The 17109-nt window shown below is 66.1% G+C and carries 21 protein-coding genes; 12 read left to right on the top strand and 9 right to left on the bottom strand.

All coding sequences use genetic code 11. The features are described from left to right. Window positions 1-75: 75 nt before the first annotated feature. From rplI to rpsF, 3 genes are read right to left on the bottom strand one after another with little or no spacing between them, the layout of a single operon-like run. Window positions 76-645 carry a 50S ribosomal protein L9 gene (gene rplI / locus C5F44_RS07000; RefSeq protein ID WP_107672801.1) on the bottom strand — a complete coding sequence of 190 codons (570 nt, stop codon included), beginning with the start codon at window positions 643-645 and terminating at the stop codon, window positions 76-78. 12 nt (window positions 646-657) lie between these two features. Beyond that, on the bottom strand, window positions 658-885 hold the full coding sequence (rpsR, locus tag C5F44_RS06995) for a 30S ribosomal protein S18 (RefSeq protein ID WP_103256213.1): 228 nt from the start codon (window positions 883-885) through the stop codon (window positions 658-660). 20 nt (window positions 886-905) lie between these two features. Next, complete coding sequence (gene rpsF / locus C5F44_RS06990) at window positions 906-1355, bottom strand: 30S ribosomal protein S6 (RefSeq protein WP_107672800.1); 450 nt, start codon at window positions 1353-1355, stop codon at window positions 906-908. A gap of 280 nt (window positions 1356-1635) precedes the next feature. Between rpsF and C5F44_RS06985 the strand changes: the two genes are divergently transcribed. Further along, the gene (locus tag C5F44_RS06985) at window positions 1636-2211 is read left to right on the top strand and encodes a YceI family protein (RefSeq protein WP_107672913.1); all 576 of its coding nucleotides are present in this window, start codon (window positions 1636-1638) and stop codon (window positions 2209-2211) included. A gap of 190 nt (window positions 2212-2401) precedes the next feature. Beyond that, complete coding sequence (locus C5F44_RS06980; RefSeq protein ID WP_146161912.1) at window positions 2402-2944, top strand: hypothetical protein; 543 nt, start codon at window positions 2402-2404, stop codon at window positions 2942-2944. Between the two features lie 36 nt (window positions 2945-2980). On the opposite strand, the gene C5F44_RS06975 is transcribed toward C5F44_RS06980, so the two are convergent. After that, the gene (locus C5F44_RS06975) at window positions 2981-4192 is read right to left on the bottom strand and encodes a cytochrome b/b6 domain-containing protein (RefSeq protein ID WP_107672912.1); all 1212 of its coding nucleotides are present in this window, start codon (window positions 4190-4192) and stop codon (window positions 2981-2983) included. Window positions 4193-4350: 158 nt separating this feature from the next. Here C5F44_RS06975 and fabD point away from each other — a divergent pair, with 158 nt between their 5' ends. The 3 genes from fabD (at window position 4351) to C5F44_RS06960 (ending at window position 6501) form a co-directional block, all read left to right on the top strand. Then, a complete protein-coding gene (gene fabD / locus C5F44_RS06970; protein WP_107672798.1) occupies window positions 4351-5286 on the top strand; it encodes an ACP S-malonyltransferase in 936 nt (311 codons plus the stop codon). Window positions 5287-5363: 77 nt separating this feature from the next. Continuing rightward, a complete protein-coding gene (fabG, locus tag C5F44_RS06965; protein ID WP_107672797.1) occupies window positions 5364-6101 on the top strand; it encodes a 3-oxoacyl-[acyl-carrier-protein] reductase in 738 nt (245 codons plus the stop codon). Between the two features lie 166 nt (window positions 6102-6267). Next, entirely contained in the window at window positions 6268-6501 is a 234-nt protein-coding gene (locus C5F44_RS06960) for an acyl carrier protein (RefSeq protein WP_107672796.1), read from the top strand. 64 nt (window positions 6502-6565) lie between these two features. On the opposite strand, the gene C5F44_RS06955 is transcribed toward C5F44_RS06960, so the two are convergent. The 3 genes from C5F44_RS06955 to mazG form a co-directional block, all read right to left on the bottom strand. After that, a complete protein-coding gene (locus tag C5F44_RS06955) occupies window positions 6566-7510 on the bottom strand; it encodes a nucleoside hydrolase (protein ID WP_107672795.1) in 945 nt (314 codons plus the stop codon). A 97-nt stretch (window positions 7511-7607) separates the two neighbouring features. Then, window positions 7608-8612, bottom strand: coding sequence for a Fe(3+) ABC transporter substrate-binding protein (locus tag C5F44_RS06950; protein WP_107672794.1), 1005 nt, complete (start codon window positions 8610-8612; stop codon window positions 7608-7610). 93 nt (window positions 8613-8705) lie between these two features. Further along, entirely contained in the window at window positions 8706-9545 is an 840-nt protein-coding gene (gene mazG / locus C5F44_RS06945; protein ID WP_107672793.1) for a nucleoside triphosphate pyrophosphohydrolase, read from the bottom strand. 67 nt (window positions 9546-9612) lie between these two features. Here mazG and C5F44_RS06940 point away from each other — a divergent pair, with 67 nt between their 5' ends. After that, the gene (locus C5F44_RS06940) at window positions 9613-10776 is read left to right on the top strand and encodes a M20 aminoacylase family protein (protein ID WP_107672792.1); all 1164 of its coding nucleotides are present in this window, start codon (window positions 9613-9615) and stop codon (window positions 10774-10776) included. Here the strand turns inward: C5F44_RS06940 and C5F44_RS06935 are convergent. Next, window positions 10761-11150 carry a hypothetical protein gene (locus C5F44_RS06935; RefSeq protein ID WP_107672791.1) on the bottom strand — a complete coding sequence of 130 codons (390 nt, stop codon included), beginning with the start codon at window positions 11148-11150 and terminating at the stop codon, window positions 10761-10763. The two genes, C5F44_RS06940 and C5F44_RS06935, sit on opposite strands and share 16 nt — an antisense overlap. Before the next feature lie 92 nt (window positions 11151-11242). Between C5F44_RS06935 and C5F44_RS06930 the strand changes: the two genes are divergently transcribed. From C5F44_RS06930 to C5F44_RS06905, 6 genes are all read left to right on the top strand, one after another. Beyond that, window positions 11243-11644 (top strand): DUF6636 domain-containing protein, encoded by a 402-nt coding sequence (locus C5F44_RS06930; RefSeq protein WP_107672790.1) that lies wholly within the window; start codon window positions 11243-11245, stop codon window positions 11642-11644. Window positions 11645-11763: 119 nt separating this feature from the next. Then, complete coding sequence (gene speB, locus C5F44_RS06925; RefSeq protein ID WP_107672789.1) at window positions 11764-12729, top strand: agmatinase; 966 nt, start codon at window positions 11764-11766, stop codon at window positions 12727-12729. Continuing rightward, the gene (locus C5F44_RS06920) at window positions 12726-13184 is read left to right on the top strand and encodes a DUF1499 domain-containing protein (protein WP_107672788.1); all 459 of its coding nucleotides are present in this window, start codon (window positions 12726-12728) and stop codon (window positions 13182-13184) included. Before speB ends, C5F44_RS06920 begins: the two co-directional genes overlap by 4 nt. A 79-nt stretch (window positions 13185-13263) precedes the next feature. Further along, window positions 13264-14319, top strand: coding sequence for a peptide chain release factor 1 (prfA, locus tag C5F44_RS06915; RefSeq protein WP_107672787.1), 1056 nt, complete (start codon window positions 13264-13266; stop codon window positions 14317-14319). Further along, window positions 14319-15152: a peptide chain release factor N(5)-glutamine methyltransferase gene (prmC, locus tag C5F44_RS06910; protein ID WP_107672911.1), complete on the top strand. Its 834-nt coding sequence runs from the start codon at window positions 14319-14321 to the stop codon at window positions 15150-15152. Before prfA ends, prmC begins: the two co-directional genes overlap by 1 nt. A gap of 232 nt (window positions 15153-15384) precedes the next feature. Next, on the top strand, window positions 15385-16164 hold the full coding sequence (locus tag C5F44_RS06905; RefSeq protein ID WP_107672786.1) for a DUF4167 domain-containing protein: 780 nt from the start codon (window positions 15385-15387) through the stop codon (window positions 16162-16164). A gap of 98 nt (window positions 16165-16262) precedes the next feature. Here the strand turns inward: C5F44_RS06905 and rsmA are convergent, their stop codons facing one another. Beyond that, the gene (gene rsmA, locus C5F44_RS06900; protein WP_107672785.1) at window positions 16263-17099 is read right to left on the bottom strand and encodes a 16S rRNA (adenine(1518)-N(6)/adenine(1519)-N(6))-dimethyltransferase RsmA; all 837 of its coding nucleotides are present in this window, start codon (window positions 17097-17099) and stop codon (window positions 16263-16265) included. Window positions 17100-17109 lie beyond the last annotated feature (10 nt).

Raw genomic sequence — 17109 nt, 5'->3', positions numbered from 1 at the left:
CCACGCGCCCCGCCCAAACGAAAACCGCGCCCCGGTTGCCCGGGGCGCGGCTTCAATCCGGCAGGCCGGAAAGGATTATTCGTCCGAAGCGGCCGAACCCATGTCGTCGAACAGTTCGGCGATCTCGAAGTCGGCCGCCGCATCGGCTTCGGCCGCCGCATCGCGGATCGACTTGCCCGAGGCTTGCAGTTCGGCTTCTTCCGGCGAACGGGCAACGTTCACGCTGACCTTGACCGAGACTTCGGGGTGCAGAACCACGGTCACCGGGTGGATGCCCAGGTCCTTGATCGGCTTGTCCATCTCGACCTGGCCACGCTCGACGGTGAAACCGGCGGCGGTCGCAGCTTCGGAAATGTCACGGGCCGAAACCGAACCGTAAAGCGCACCGGATTCCGATGCCGAACGGATGACGATGAACGTCTGGCCGTCCAGCTTGGCGGCAACGCCTTCGGCTTCCTTGCGGGTTTCCAGGTTGTTTGCTTCAAGCTGGGCTTTCTTCGCCTCGAACGCCTTCACGTTCGATTCGTTGGCGCGCAGCGCCTTGCCCTGCGGCAGCAGGTAGTTGCGGGCATAGCCGTCCTTGACGTTGACGACTTCGCCCATCTGGCCAAGTTTGGCCACGCGCTGAAGAAGGATCACTTGCATCGGTCGTGCTCCTTATTTCACGGCATAGGGCAGCAGGGCCAGGAAGCGGGCGCGCTTGATGGCCTGAGCCAGTTCACGCTGCTTCTTCGCCGAGACTGCGGTGATGCGGGACGGCACGATCTTGCCGCGCTCGGAGATGTAGCGCTGCAGAAGACGGGTGTCCTTGTAGTCGATCGCCGGAGCATTGTCGCCCGAGAAGGGGCAAACCTTGCGGCGGCGGAAAAACGGTTTGTTCGCCATGGGTGTGGTCCTTTCTCAGATCAACGACGCGGAGCGCCGAACGACGGGCGTTCGCCACGGTCGGGGCGGTCGCCAAAGCTGCGCTCGCGGCGTTCGCCGCCAAAGCTGCCACGGTCGCCATCGCGGTCGCCACGGCCTTCACGCTCATCGCGCTTCTGCATCTGGACCGACGGACCTTCGGCGTGCTTGTCGACCTTGATGGTCAGCACGCGCATCACGTCGTCATGAAGGCGCATCAGGCGTTCCATTTCCTGCACAGCCGCCGCCGGAGCGTCGGACCGGAGCAGGGCATAGTGGCCCTTGCGGTTCTTGTTGATCTTGTAGGCCATGGTCTTCACGCCCCAGTATTCGGATTCGACGACCTTGCCGCCGTTGTCCGAAAGGACCGTGGAGAAATGTTCGACAAGGCCTTCGGCCTGCGTGTTGGACAAGTCCTGACGCGCAATGAAGACATGCTCGTAAAGCGGCATGCGGTCTTCCTTCGTCTCGGGGCGGCTTCAAAGAACGGGCCAACCTTCCTGCGGCCCGTCCACGAGAGGCATCGCCGGTTCATGGGAATGCAGGAAGGATGGGGCCTTATACAGATCGGCGGCCGGGATGCAAGGGCTGCGGGGGCGGCACCCTGTCCAGCGCATCTGACGCCAAGGTGATGTTCACCACCGCGCAAGTCCTGTTCGGGTGTGCCGGATTGCCCGATGCCGCCTGTGCGGGCAGGTATGCTGCATGTGCATCATCCAGCAGGAGTTTCTGATGATCCGTTTCGCCCCCCTTGCGCTGGCCGCCGCGCTGGTTTCGGCCCCGGCCTTTGCCGAGGCTGAAAAGTATGTGCTGGACCCCAGCCACAGCCAGATCGTGTTTTCCTACAACCACCTCGGCTTTTCCACCGGTTACGGCATGTTCTCGGGCTTTGAAGGCGAGATCCAGTTCGATCAGGCCAATCCGGCGGCGTCCTCGGTGAAGGTCAGCTTCCCGGTGACCACCATGCTGACCGGCTGGCAGGCCCGCTTCGATCACCTGATGTCGCCCGATTTCTTCGGCGCGACCGAGGACAAGACCGTCAGCTTCACCTCGACCGGCATTGAAGTGACCGGCGAGAAGACCGCCAAGATCACCGGCGACCTGACGCTGAACGGCGTGACCAAGCCGGTCGTGCTGGAGGCGGTGCTGAACCAGGCGGGTGAACACCCGATGGAGAAAAAGCCCTGGGCCGGGTTCTCGGCCACCACCACCGTGCTGCGGTCGGACTACAATCTGGGCATGTTCGCACCCTATGTCAGCGACGAAGTGCAGATCCAGATCTCGGTCGAGGCGATGAAGGCCGAGTGACGGCCTGACTTGCCCTCGGCAAGACACCGGAACAACAGGGGCCACCGGAGCGATCCGGTGGCCTTTTCCCTGTGAAATCCGCCCGTGTGGCCGTGCAAGCCGGTTGATTGCGAGCCCGTGCTGGCGTTAAATGATGTAACGGCGCCGTGTGTTTGGTGCCCTTGGCTTCGTGTTGGTGAAGGTGATGCAAATGGCGCGTTTTGCCATAGGGGTCGGGTTGCTGGCTGTTGGTGCCTCTGCGGCAATCACTTATGCCGTGGCCGACTGGTATCGGTTCACCACCACAAGCGAAATCAGCCCGACCGACGGGGTTCGCGGCAACAGCCATCTTCTGGTCTGGGAAAATCTCAACGCCCTGATGCCTGCGGTGGCGCAGGCCTGGGGGTGCAAGACGCTGATTGACCGACAGGGCCAGGCCATGGCGGGTGCGCACGCCGCGCCGCCGCCCACTTGCCAGTTGCACTATGACTTCGAGACACCGCAGGCCGATGTGGCCTTTATCGAAGCACAGGCCAATGCGGCCGTGCTGCTGGCCGGGCGGCAATTCTCGGCAAGTGACGGACAGTTGCGGCAGTTGCAGCGCTGCATGGTCGAGACCTTGCCCATGGCCCTGACCCGGAACCAGCGCGAAGAGCTGCGGCTGAGCCCGTCGAGCGATGCCCTCAGATCGGCCAATGTCGCCGCTGCCAGCGTGGCCAGCGAATGTCAGGCCAAGGCCGGCATCACGGGGTGACGGCAGGCACCCGGGGGGCGCCTGCCCGCCGTTTGGTCAGGGCGCCTTGCGCGCGGTCAGCTTGACCGAGACGATGACGGAAAAGCCGACCTGGCTTTCGTCCTTGTAGCCTGCGCCCATGCCGAAATCGCGCCGGTCCAGCGTGGTCTCGCCCGACATGGTGGCCGTGTCGCCGTCCAGCGTCAGGGTGAAGGGCAGGGTGACGGGGTGTTCCACCCCCCGCAGGGTCAGGGTGCCGGTCGCCGTGTGCCCGTTCTCCGTTTGCCCGTCAGCCGTCCGCGCGATGTCGGCGGTGAAGGTGGCGGTCGGGTGCTGGGCCACGTCGAAGAAATCGGCCCCCTTGGCCTGATCGGTCACGGAGCCCAGCGTCATCTGCGTGGTGTCGATGCCGACTCTGACGCGGCCGGTGCCGGTTGCGTCATCATAGGTGATGTCGGCGGTCCAGGCGGGCAGGGTGCCGCTGACGGCGCTGCCCATCTGCTTGACCGCAAAGCTCAGGCTGCCCGACTCCACCATCCAGTTGCCGGCCGGCGCCGGCGCGGCGGCTGCCTGCGGGGCCGGGGGGACGGGCGGCGCGGCGGGCGGCTCGGATGCGGCCCAGGCCAGCCCAAGACCGGCGGCAAAGATCGCCAGCGCGGCCAGCATCGGCGCGCGGCCATGCCGGGCCGCGGTCGTTGCGGTTGAGGCCGTGCCGCGGGTCATCCGGGCAAGGGTGTCGTCGCGGTCGATCAGCACATGTTTCAGCGCGCCCAGAACGTGCAGCGCGACCGAGGCCAGCAGCACCTTGGTAAAGATGCCATGCACGGTCGAGGCGCCATGCGAGATCACCTCGGACTTGGGCACAAAGGGCAGGCCCTGGCCCAGCGGCCACAGGATCGGGGCGAAACCGTCCACGGCGGCATGGTGAATCCAACCCGACAGCGGCACCACGACCAGCGACAGGTAAAGCGCCCAATGCACCAGTTCGGCCAGGAAGGTTTCCAGCCGGCGCTCGGGGTGCAGCGGCGCGGGGCGCGGCTGGGTCAGGGCCCAGAGGATGCGCGCCGAGGCGACCAGGAAGACCGCCACGCCCACCGTCTTGTGGATTGAAAACAGTTGCGCCTTGCGCGCCAGCGCCTCGACCGTGTCATAGGGCATGTCGCTGGCGATCATGCCCAGCGGAAAGGCCGCGATGATCAGAAGGGCGGTCAGCCAGTGAAAGGTGCGGGCAACGCTGCCGTAGCTGTGCGGCGTATTCGGTACGGGCATGGGGTGCAGGTCCTTGGCAATCGGTTTCGGCGCAAGGTAGCAGGCTTTGCGGAACTGGCCATGCGCGGCGGGGCACAGTCCCTGTGCGCGGCTTTGCACGATTGCGGGACCGGCGGCCGCAGGTTATGCCGGGGAAAACAGGTTTCAAGAGGTCAAGCATGAGCCGTGCATTCGTTTTCCCCGGTCAGGGCGCCCAGACCATCGGCATGGGCCGCGCGCTGGCTGACGCCTATCCCGCCGCAAAAGCGGTGTTCGACGAGGTGGATGCGGCGCTTGGCGAAAAGCTGTCGGCGCTTATCTGGGAAGGCGACATCGCCGAACTGACGCTGACACAGAACGCCCAGCCGGCGCTGATGGCCACCTCGATCGCGGCGCTGCGGGCGCTGGAGGCGGAAGGCATCTCGGTTGCAAGCCATGCCGATTTCGTGGCCGGGCACAGCTTGGGTGAGTATTCCGCGCTCTGTGCCGCTGGGGCCCTGTCGCTGAGCGACACTGCCCGCCTTCTGCGTCTGCGCGGCGAGGCGATGCAGGAAGCCGTGCCGGTGGGCGTGGGCGCGATGGCCGCGCTTCTGGGGCTGGACTTCGCCACTGCGCAGGCGGTGGCGGAAGAGGCCGCGCAGGGCGAGGTGTGCCAAGCGGCGAATGACAATGACCCCGCACAGGTGGTGGTTTCCGGCCACAAGGGCGCGGTCGAGCGGGCGATCGAGATTGCCAAGGCCAAAGGCGCAAAGCGCGCGCTTCTGTTGCCGGTCAGCGCCCCCTTCCATTGCGCCTTGATGCAGCCGGCCGCGCATCGCATGGCCGAGGCGCTGTCGGCGGTGGTGATCTCCAAACCCAGCGTGCCGGTCGTTGTGAACGTCCGTGCCGAGGCGGTGACCGAGCCGGACCGTTTCTTCGACCTGCTGGTCGCGCAGGTGACCGGATCGGTCCGCTGGCGGGAATCGGTGCTGTGGATGGAAACCGCAGGCGTCACCGAATATTGGGAAATCGGTGCCGGCAAGGCGCTGTCGGGAATGATCAAGCGCATCACCTCGGGCGAGGTGGTGCTGAAGGCCATCGGCACGCCCGAGGATGTGGCGGCGGTCAGGGGCTGACGCCGGCGCGCAGGCCGGGGGCTTTGCCCCCGGACCCCCAGGGTATTTGAGCCAATTGGAAGGCAGGAGATTCGGACATGTTCGATCTGACGGGAAAATCTGCGCTGGTGACCGGCGCTTCGGGCGGGATCGGCGCGGACATCGCGCGCGCCCTTCATGCGGCGGGGGCGACGGTCGGCCTGTCGGGCACAAGGGTCGAGCCGCTGGAGGCGCTGGCGGCGGAACTGGGGGGGCGGGCGCATGTGCTGCCCTGCAACCTGTCGGATGCCGAGGCGGTGGAAGGCCTGGTCAAGCGCGCGGCCGAGGCGATGGGGGCGGTCGACATTCTGGTGAACAATGCCGGCATCACCCGTGATGGGCTGGTCATGCGGATGTCGGATGCCGACTGGCAGGCGGTGATCGACGTGAACCTGACCGCGACCTTCCGGCTGTGCCGCGCCGCCATCCGCGGCATGATGAAGGCGCGCTGGGGCCGGATCGTGAACATCTCGTCGGTCGTGGGCCAGACCGGCAACGCGGGGCAGGTGAACTATGCCGCCTCGAAGGCCGGCATGGTGGGGATGTCGAAGTCGCTGGCGGCCGAGGTGGCCAGCCGTGGCATCACGGTGAATTGCGTCGCGCCGGGGTTTATCGAGACCGCGATGACCGACAAGCTGAACGAGGCGCAGCGGGCCGGCATCCTGGGCGCGGTGCCGGCGGGCCGCATGGGCACCCCGCAGGAGATTGCCGCCGCGGTGCTGTATCTGGCATCGCCGGAGGCCGGATATGTGACCGGGGCCACGCTGCATGTGAACGGCGGCATGGCCATGGTGTGACGGCAGACCGAAAGGGTTTGCCATGGCGCGGCGCTGTTGTTATAGCGCGCGCCAGATTCCCGGGCGGTTGCCCGGAACTGCGCCTCCCATAGCGGGGCAATAGGACGGCCCGCTTCGGGCAGGATAATCAGCCGGGGTCTCCCCGAGAACGAAAGCAGAGGAAGACATGAGCGATATCGCCGAGCGCGTGAAGAAGATCGTGGTCGAGCACCTGGGCGTGGAAGAGGACAAGGTCGTCGAGAACGCCTCGTTCATCGACGACCTCGGCGCGGACTCGCTGGACACCGTCGAACTGGTGATGGCCTTCGAGGAAGAGTTCGGGATCGAGATCCCGGATGACGCCGCCGAAACCATCCAGACCTTCGGCGACGCCGTCGGCTTCATCTCGAAGGCCGTGTGATTCAAGGCCCCTCGGGCCTGATCGGGGCACCCGTATCGGGTGCCCCTTTTCATTTGTGCAGTCGTCAGAACCGCGCCAGACGGTCTGAAAGCAGGCGGTAGAAACCGTCCCGGTCGACCGAGCCCACGAACAGCGCATTTGCCGGCCGGTCGGTGACGCGCCACCAGTCGGCCACCGTCATGCCCAGCGTCAGCGCGGACCGGGTTTCGATCTCGACATTGATATGACGCCCCGCGAACAGGCCGGGGTCGATCAGATAGGCGATCACGCAAGGATCATGCAGCGGGGCGCCTTCGCTGCCATATTTCGCGGTGTCGAAGCGTTCGAAGAAATCGGTCCAGCTTGCCACCGCCTGACCGACGCGGGTGCCAAGGCCACGCATCTCCTCGACCCAGGCGCGCGAGGTCAGCGCCTTGTGGGTGACATCCAGCGGCATCACCACAATAGGAACGCCGGATTTGAACACGATTTCAGCGGCTTTCGGGTCAACGTAAATGTTGAATTCGGCTGCGGGGGTGATGTTGCCCACCTCGAAATAGGCGCCGCCCATCAGCACGATCTCGGCCACGCGCGGCACGATGTCGGGCGCGCGCGCGAAGGCGGTGGCGATATTGGTCAGCGGCCCCAGCGGGCACAGCGTCACGCTGCCGGGGGCTTCGCGGCGCAGGGTCTCGATCAGGAAATCGACGGCGTGCTGGTCCTGCAACGGCATCTGCGGATCGGGCAGCGGGATGCCGTCAAGCCCGGTCTTGCCATGCACATGTTCCGCCGTCACCAGCTTGCGCTGAATCGGCGCGTCGCAGCCGGCAAAGACCGGCACCTCGGTCCGGCCGGCCAGTTCGCAGATCACGCGGGCGTTCTTCTGCGTCAGCGCCAGCGGCACGTTGCCGGCCACCGCCGTGATGCCCAGCACCTGCACCTCCTCGGGCGAGGCGAGGGCGAGCAGAATCGCCACGGCGTCATCCTGGCCGGGGTCGGTGTCGATGATGATCTTGCGGGGGTGTTTCATGGACGCGTCCTTCCTCAGGCCGCCCAAGAAAGCCGAAGGGCCGCGGCTTGTCCAGCCTGCGGCCCCCGGTGGTTGCGTTCAGGCGGATCGCGTGGCGTCAGCCGTCGAAATCAACCGTTTCGACCAGTTTCAGCGCGGCGGGCCGCAATGAGGCGATTTCGGCAAGCGTCTTGCTGTCGGGCGTGAAATCGCCCCAGCTTGCGACCAGCGCCGACCGTTCGACCCCCGGTTTGACCGGGTATTCATTGTTGGTCTCGGCATAGATCTTCTGCGCCGTGTCAGTGGTCAGCCATTCCATGAACTTCAGCGCCGCCTCGCGGTTCGGGGCGGCTTTGGTCATGGCCATGCCCGAAATGTTCACATGGGTGCCGTCGCCCTCGAACACCGGGAACAGCACGTTCACCGCTTCGGCAGCCGGGGCCTGTTCGGGGTCGGCCAGCATCTGGCCGATATAGTAGGTATTGCCGATGGCGATGTCGCACAGGCCGGCGGCGATGGCCTTCACCTGATCCCGGTCGCCGCCTTCCGGCTTGCGCGCCAGATTGGCCTTCAGGCCTTCCAGCCAGCCTTTGGTGTAATCCTCGCCGTGATGGGCGATCATCGCCGAGGTCAGGGCAACGTTATAGTCTGACAGACCCGAACGGGTGCAGATGCGCCCCTTCCACTTGGGATCGGCCAGGTCTTCATAGGTGGTCACGTCGCCGGGCTGCACGCGGTCCTTGGCGGCATAGACGATACGCGCGCGCGTCGTCAGGCCGAACCAGCGGTTTTCCGGGTCGCGCAGCGTGGCCGGAATATCGGCCTCCAGCACGGCCGAGGTGACGGGCTGCGTCACGCCCGCCTCGACGATCTGCATCAGCCGTGCGATGTCCACGGTCAGCACCACATCCGCCGGCGAACGGTCGCCCTCGGCCACCAGACGTTCGGCCATCCCCTTGTCGATGAAGGCCACATTCACCGTGATGCCGGTTTCGGCGGTGAAGGCATCGACCAGAGGCTGAATCAGTTCCGGCTGGCGGTGGGAATAGACATTGATCTCATCGGCAAGGGCAGGCAGGGCCGAGGAAAGAAGCAGCGCAAGCGCCGGCAGGCGGAAAGACATGGTTGACTCCTTTGGTCGGTTATTCGCGCCCGATAAACATGACTTTCCGCCATGGGTCAATGCCTGAGTGTATTGGTCGGATATTTTGCCGCCCTAGCGCGCGGCCTTTTCCTCGGCCTTGGCGCGGTTCCACAGTGCATCCATTTCGGCCAGATCCGATTGGTCGGGCGTCTTGCCGGCCTCGGTCAGCCAGTCCTCGATGCGGGCAAAGCGGCGGGTGAACTTCTGGTTGGCCGCGCGCAGGGCGGCTTCGGGGTCCACCTTCAGGTGCCGGGCCAGATTGGCCATCACGAACAGAAGATCGCCGATTTCCTCGCTGACCTCGTCCTGCGTCAGGGTTTCGCGGGCTTCGACCACCTCGCGCGCCTCTTCGGTCAGCTTGTCCAGCACCTCTTCGGTCGAGGGCCAGTCGAACCCCACCCGCGCCGCGCGGTTCTGCAGCTTGACCGCGCGGGTCAGGGCGGGCAGGGCCAGCGCCACGCCGTCCAGAACCCGGGCGCGCGCGCCGCGTTCGCGGGCCTTCAGCGCCTCCCAGTCCACGGTCTGCTGCTCGGCTGTCTTGTCGCGGCTTTCGTCGCCGAACACATGCGGATGGCGGGCGACCATCTTGTCGCTGATCGCCGCCACAACATCGGAAAAGCCGAACAGCCCGGCCTCTTCGGCCATTCGGGCGTGGAACACCGTCTGTAGCAGCAGATCACCCAGCTCGCCGCGCAACTCGGCCCAATCCTCGCGCTCGATGGCATCCACCACCTCATGCGCCTCTTCCAGCGTATAGCGGGCGATGCTGGCAAAGGTCTGCTCCACATCCCAGGGACAGCCGGTGTCCGGGTCGCGCAGACGCGCCATGATTTCCAGAAGGCGGCGGATGTCGCCGCCGGGTGTCTGCACCAGAGCGTCGCTTTTGGCACGGTCAAGGGGGGGAAGTGACATTGCAGGCAACCCTGTTTTCCGATTTGATCAAAGCCTGACACGACGACCCCAAGAAGGAATCCCGACCATGCCCGTTCTCAACCGTATCGCCTCTTATGCCGAGGAAATGAAGGGCTGGCGGCGGTATCTGCACCAGCACCCCGAACTGGCCTTCGACTGCCACAATACGGCGGCCTGGATCGCGGCCCGGCTGCGTGAGATCGGCGTGGACGAAATTCACGAGGGAATCGCCAAGACCGGCATCGTTGCCATCATCAACGGCAAGGGGCCCGGCCCGGTGATCGGGCTTCGCGCCGACATGGACGCGCTGCCGATCGAGGAAACCACTGGCGCGCCCCATGCCAGCACGGTGCCGGGCAAGATGCACGCCTGCGGCCATGACGGGCATGTCACCATGTTGCTGGGGGCTGCCAAGTATCTGGCAGAGACGCGGAATTTCGCCGGCAAGGTGGCGCTGATCTTCCAGCCGGCCGAAGAAGACGGCGGCGGTGGTCAGGTCATGGTGCAGGAAGGCATGATGGACCGCTTCGGCATCTCGCAGGTCTACGGCATCCACAATTCGCCCAACGTGCCCTTCGGCCATTTCCAGACCACGCCCGGCCCGCTGATGGCCAGCGTGGACACCGCCTTCGTCTATCTCACCGGCAAGGGCGGCCATGGTGCCACGCCGCATGAATGTGTCGATCCGGTGGTGGCCGTGGTCGGCATGGTGCAGGCGATCCAGACCATCATCCCGCGCAACGTCTATGCATTGGATGAGGCGGTGATCTCGGTCACCCAGATCCACACCGGCACGGCCTCGAACATCATCCCCGAAGAGGCGATGTTCTGCGCCACCATCCGCTGCTTCAAGCCCGATGTGCGCGCGCTGCTGAAAAAACGGTTTTACGAGATCGTCGAAGGCCATGCTGCCGCCTATGGCGTGACGGCCCGGATCGACTATGACTGGGGCTATCCCGCCACCATCAACCATGAGGACCAGGCCGAATTCGCCGCCGAAGTCGCGCGCGAGATTTCGGGGGCCGAGGCCGTCAACGCCCGGTCCAACCGCGAGATGGGCAGCGAGGATTTCTCCTACATGCTTGAGGCGTGCCCCGGCGCCTATCTGTTCCTTGGCACCGGGCCGGGGGCAGGGCTGCACCATTCGGCCTTCGACTTCAACGATGAAGCCTCGCCTGTTGGCGCCAGCTTCTTCGTGCGTCTGGTCGAACGGGCTCAGCCGCTGGCCTGACCGCGCAAGGCGGGAATCACGGCGAAACCGATCTGCCCGGCAAGGCCAAGCGCCCCTGCCGGGCTTTTCATATTGGTGATGACCTCTCGGGTTGATTGTCCGAACAGGCGGGCCAGGGCCATTTCGGCCAGCATCAGCAGGCCAAAGGCCAGGGCGCCCATCGCCAACCGGCCGCCCAACGGCAACGGATCGCGATGCAGGATGCGGCCCGCAACAGCCCATGACAGGCACAGGACAAGCGGCACTTCCAGCGCCACCGCCGGAAATTCGCCAAGCTGCGGCGCGACAAACGCCACCCGGATCGCGCCCAGCACGAAGGCTGCGGCGAACACCCCGGCAAAATAGACGATGGCGCATCTGGCAAACAAAGGCATGGGGACGTCCGCGATGTTGAAACTGGCCGGAACCACGCAATCCCTGTAGTCTGGCGAAACAGGCCCTTCCTCGCAACGTTCAGGAGTTTTCCGTGAAAGCCATTGCTGTTCTTCTTGTTCTGGCTGGTCCCGCCGCCGCCGATGATTTCCTTGGCTTCCGCACGCCGACCGGCAATATCCATTGCGCCATGTATAGCTGGAATGGCGGCGCAGAGGCGCGCTGTGACGTGATCGAACTGACGCCCACCTACCGCAAGGCGCCCGCCGGATGCGATCTGGACTGGGGCCATTCCTTCGCGGTGGACAACACCGGCAAGGGCGTTCTGGCCTGTGTGGGTGACACGGTTCAAGACCCCCGCAATCCGGTTCTGCCCTATGGCCAGGCGCTGTCGCTGGGCGGCATCAGTTGTGTCTCGGCCAAGACGGGCATCACCTGCACCAATGCCGCCGGCCACGGCTTCTCGGTCGCCAAGGCGAAGCAGAAACTGTTCTGACGCCGCCGGAACGGGCGCTTGACCTTGCCCCGCCAAGGCGGCAAGCCTTGTTCCCGTGCCGGATCCGCGACGTCTCCGCCTGACCCAATGACGACGCCTGCCAAGCGGAGACACCGACCATGGCCCTTGAAGATGCCAAGACCGAAGTGGACAGCGCCTTCACCCGCAAGGGGCTGCGCGGCTATGCCTTTGAAAACGCCTTCGGCGGCGCGACCAGCTTTCTGCGCCGGACCTATACCAAGGATCTGACCGGCGTTGATCTGGCGATCACCGGCGTGCCCTTCGATCAGGCGGTGACGCATCGCACCGGCACCCGCTTCGGGCCCCGCGCGATCCGCGAGGCCTCCAGCCTGCAACCCTATGACCCGCCGCACGGCTGGCCGACCAACCCGCTGGAAGACATGGCAGTGATCGACTACGGCGATCTGGCCTTCGACTATGCCAAGACTGCAGACTTTCCCGAAACCCTGACGGCCCATATCCGCACCATCCTGGCCGCCGGGGCGGGCACGGTCACCTTGGGCGGCGACCATTACATCACCTTTCCCATCCTCAAGGCCTATGCTGAAAAGTTCGGCCCCTTGGGCGTGATCCATTTCGACGCCCATTCCGACCTTTGGCCCGATGACGACCTGACCCGCATCGACCATGGCACGATGATGTACAAGGCGGTGAAACAGGGCTACGTTGACCCCAGGCGCAGCGTGCAGATCGGTATCCGCACCACGACCGAGGATTACCTTGGCGTCAATGTCATCACATCCCGCGAGGCGCATGAATGGGGTGTCGAACGGGTGGTGGCCACCGCCAAGGACATCGTGGGCGACGCGCCCACCTATGTCACCTTCGACATCGACGCGCTTGACCCGGCCTTCGCTCCCGGCACCGGCACGCCCGTGTGGGGCGGTCTGGCCAGTTGGCAGGCGGCGGCGATGCTGCGCGATCTGGCCGGGATCAACATGGTTGGTGGCGACATCGTTGAAGTCTCGCCCCCTTATGACACGACTGGCGCGACCGCCATCGCCGGCGCCCATGTCGCCTATGAACTGATCTGCCTTTATCACTGGGCAAGGACGCAACGATGAAACGGCTGGTGCGCACCATGGGACTGACGCTTGCTTTCCTGATCATCGCCTTTCTGGGGCTTACGGCCTATGTCCGGCTGGCGCCCAGCGATCCCGCGCAATGGAACGTCTCGCCCCCCGCCGCGCTGTGGGCAGAAGGCGTCCCCTGGGATCAGGTGGTTCCCGCCGAAGGCGCGGCCACGCTGCGGCTTTCGGCCACCAAAGGCGTGCCCGCCGATCTGCTGGCAAAGCTGGATGCCGTGTCGATGGCCAGCCCGCGCACCGAACGGCTGGCCGGCAGCGTGTCCGAGGGACGCATCACCTGGATCACCCGCAGCCTGCTTTGGGGGTTCCCCGACTATACCACCGCCGAGGTTCGCCCCGACGGTCTTTACATCCACGCCCGTCTGCGCTTCGGCCGATCGGACATGGGGGTCAACGCGGCGCGGCTGACCGACTGGCTGTCGCGGCTCTGACGCTTTCGCCGGGGCCTTGGGGCGCGGCGCCCCTGCCGCCCCTTGACCGGCGGGGGCTTCCGGGCCAAACCCCCGGCCTATGGTTCCGCTAGACAAACTTGCCCAGATCACCCAGCGTTTCGAGTTTCTCGAAGCGCAGCTCAACGCCGGGGCCGCCCCGGCCGAGATCGCCCGGATCAGCCGCGAATATTCCGACCTGAAACCTGTGGTGGACGAGATCAGCGCCTATCGGCAGGCGCTGACCGATCTGGCCGAGGCCGAGGCCATGCTGGCCGATCCCGAGATGAAGGCGCTGGCCGAGGAGGAAATCCCCCGGCTCAAGGCCCGCATCCCCGAAATGGAACAGGCACTGCGCATCGCGCTCTTGCCGAAAGACGCCGCCGACGCCCGCCCGGCCATCCTGGAAATCCGCCCCGGCACCGGCGGCGAAGAGGCCAGCCTGTTCGCCGGCGATCTGGCCCGCATGTATCAGCGCTATGCCGAACGCATGGGCTGGCGGTTCGAAGTGCTGGAAAGCGCCGCCTCGGATCTGGGGGGCATCAAGGAGTTCACCGCCCATGTGCAGGGCGAAGGGGTCTATGCCCGGCTGAAATACGAATCCGGTGTTCACCGCGTTCAGCGGGTGCCCGAAACCGAAGCCGGCGGCCGCATCCACACCAGCGCGGCCACCGTCGCCGTTCTGCCCGAAGCCGAGGAAGTGGACATCGACATTCCCGCCTCGGACATCCGCATCGACACGATGCGGTCCTCGGGGGCGGGTGGACAGCACGTCAACACGACCGACTCGGCGGTGCGGATCACCCATATTCCCAGCGGCATCGTCGTCACCTCGTCCGAGAAATCGCAGCACCAGAACCGCGCCATCGCCATGCAGGTGCTGCGCGCCCGGCTGTATGAGGCGGAACGCGAACGGCTGGCCCAGAGCCGCGCCGCCGACCGCAAGGCGCAGGTCGGTTCGGGCGACCGCAGCGAACGCATCCGCACCTACAATTTCCCGCAAGGCCGGATGACCGATCACCGCATCAACCTGACGCTTTACGCCCTGCCGCAGATCATGGCTGGCGACCTGTCCGAAGTGATCGAGGCGCTGATCTCGCATGATCAGGCCGCGAAACTGGCGGAGATGGACTCGTGATCACGGCGGCCGAGGCGCTGCGCGCCGCGATCCCCCGGCTGCGGGCCGCCGGAATTGACGATGCCTCCGGCGATGCCCGCCGTCTGCTGGCTCATGCCCTGACCCTGCCGCCCGAACGGCTGACGCTGGCCTTGCCCGACCCTATGACCCCGCCGCAGGTGGCGGCCTATGATGCGGCGCTTGCGGCGCGGCTGACCCGAAAGCCCGTGGCCCAGATTACGGGCGCGCGTCTGTTCTGGGGCCGCAGCTTCCGCGTCACCCCCGATACACTGGACCCACGCCCCGAAACCGAAATCCTTGTGTCCGAGGCGCTGGCGCAGCCCTTCGACCGGCTGCTGGATCTGGGCACCGGCACCGGCTGCATCCTGCTGTCCTGTCTGGCCGACCGGCCCGGCGCGACGGGCCTTGGCGTCGATGCCTCGGCCGCAGCGCTGAAGGTGGCGGCCGACAATGCCCGTCGTCTGGGGCTGGAAGACCGCGCCGCCTTCGGGCTGTCCGACTGGTTTTCCGCGATCGAGGGCCGGTTTGACCTGATCGTATCGAACCCGCCCTATATCGCCGAGGCTGAAATGCCCGGTCTGGCGCCCGAAGTGCGCGACCACGAACCCCGCATGGCGCTGACACCCGGCGGCGACGGGCTGGCGGCCTACCGCGTTCTTGCGGCCGGGGCGGCGGCGCATCTGGCAGCCGGCGGGCGGCTGCTGCTGGAAATCGGCCCGACGCAGGGCGCGGCGGTGGCGGCATTGCTGGCCGGGCAGGGGCTGCGGCAGATCCGCATCCTGCCCGATTTCGACGGGCGCGACCGGGTGGTCCTGGCCACGGCGGGCCTCTGACCTGCGAAATCCTGCGACAAATCGCAGAATCCTGTCAAAAAACCGCCGATCTGGCACCGGAGAGGCAGAATCACCTTGCCACTGCGCCAGCCGCGCGTTTATGCAGGCTTCATGCAAGGACGGCTCGGCACGATTGGCCCGGCCCCTGCATCAACCCGATCCTGCCGGAATTTCCAAGGGCCCCTGCGGCCCATAGAACGGGCCAAGGCAGATCACTGGACCAAAGGCAAAGATGCGCTCTTCGAAGAAACGCTCGCGTTCCAACCAGAACCGCCCGCGCACCCTTGGCAATATCATCAACCGAGTGTTCGACAGCTCCGGGCCGGAAGGCAAGGTGCGCGGCACGCCGCAGCAGATCATCGAGAAGTACCAGATGCTCGCCCGCGATGCGCAGCTCTCGAATGACCGTGTGGCTGCCGAGAATTTCTCGCAACATGCCGAGCATTACACCCGGCTTCTGGCCGAGGCGCAGCGGGAAATGGCCGCCGAGCAGGAGGCGCGTCAGGCGCAGTTCCAGCAGAACGGCAACGGCGGCAACCAGAACCGTGACCGCGAGTTCCGGGATCGTGACCGCGACTATCGCGACCGGCCCGATTTCCGCGATCCGGCGGCCGAGGAACAGCCCGCCGTCGAAGTGGTCGAGTTCGGCACGACCGATGAGGCGGGTCTGGTCGAGACCCCCGAAACCGCCCGCCGCGACCGCCGCGAGGACAACCGTCCGCGCGAGGATCGCCCGCGCGAAGACCGTCCGCAGCAGGGCAACCGCGTCCGCGACGATCGCCCCCGCGAAAACCGCCCGCAAGGCGACCGGCCGCCCTATGAACGGCGCGAACGCGACAATCGCCGCCCCGAGGCCGAGACCGCCGTCGCCGCCCCCGCATTGCCCGAGTTCATCACCGGCGGGCCCGCCCCGGCGTCCGCACCCGTCACCGACCCGGCCCCCGAGGCCGAACCGGCCGCGGCAGCCAAGACGCGGCGCCCGCGCAAGCCCAAGGCCGAAGCGGCAGAATGACACCAAAGGTGGCGCGCGCCTGAATGGTGCGCGCGCCATTCTTGCAGGAAATCAGCGGCTTGTGGCGAAATCTTCGGGTTTCCGCTGAAGACAGCGCCTCAGTCGAAGCTGCGCGCCAGCGTGCAGAACGCTTCCAGAGAAATCTCTTCCGCCCGCGCCGTGGGCGGGATTCCGGCCGCCAGAAGCCGGTCCTCGATGTCGGGTGACAGCCCCTTGAGCGAGGATCGCAGCATCTTGCGGCGCTGGTTGAAGGCCATGGCGGTGATCCGCATCAGCACCTTTTCCGTCGCCGGATAGCGCGGTGCGGGCAGGGCCGTCAGGTGCACCACCGCCGAATGAACCTTTGGTGCGGGAACAAAGGCTTCTGGCGGCAGGCTCATCACGATCTTCGCTTCGGCCCGCCACTGGGCCAGCAAGGCCAGCCGTCCGTAATGGTCGCCCCGGGGCCGGGCCACGATGCGCTCGGCCACTTCCTTCTGGAACATCAGCGTCAGCGACGACCAGAACGGCGGCCAGACAGCCGGCGTCAGCCACCGCACCAGAAGTTCGGTTCCCACGTTATAGGGCAGGTTGGCCACCACCTTGACCGGCGGCCTCAGATGGGCCGACAGGTCCAGGTCCAGCGCATCGCCGTGCAGCACGGTCAGCCGGCCCGGATAGGCCGCGGCAATCTCGGCCAGGGCGGGCAGGGCGCGCGCGTCCTTTTCCACCGCCACCACATGCCGCGCGCCTTCGGCCAGCAGGCCACGGGTCAGCCCGCCGGGGCCCGGCCCCACCTCCAGCACATCGCAGCCGGTCAGATCGCCCGCACAGCGCGCGATCTTGGCCGTCAGGTTCAGGTCCAGCAGGAAGTTCTGGCCAAGCTGCTTCTTCGCCACCAGATCATGCGCCGCGATCACCTCGCGCAGGGGCGGCAGCCCGTCGATCGTCGCCATCTGTCCGCCT

Origin of the sequence: Fuscovulum blasticum DSM 2131, from assembly GCF_003034965.1 — a bacterium.
GTDB classification, from domain to species: Bacteria; Pseudomonadota; Alphaproteobacteria; order Rhodobacterales; family Rhodobacteraceae; genus Pseudogemmobacter; species Pseudogemmobacter blasticus.
Note: the sequence above shows the minus strand (reverse complement) of the source record. Positions and strands in the feature narration are given on the sequence as shown.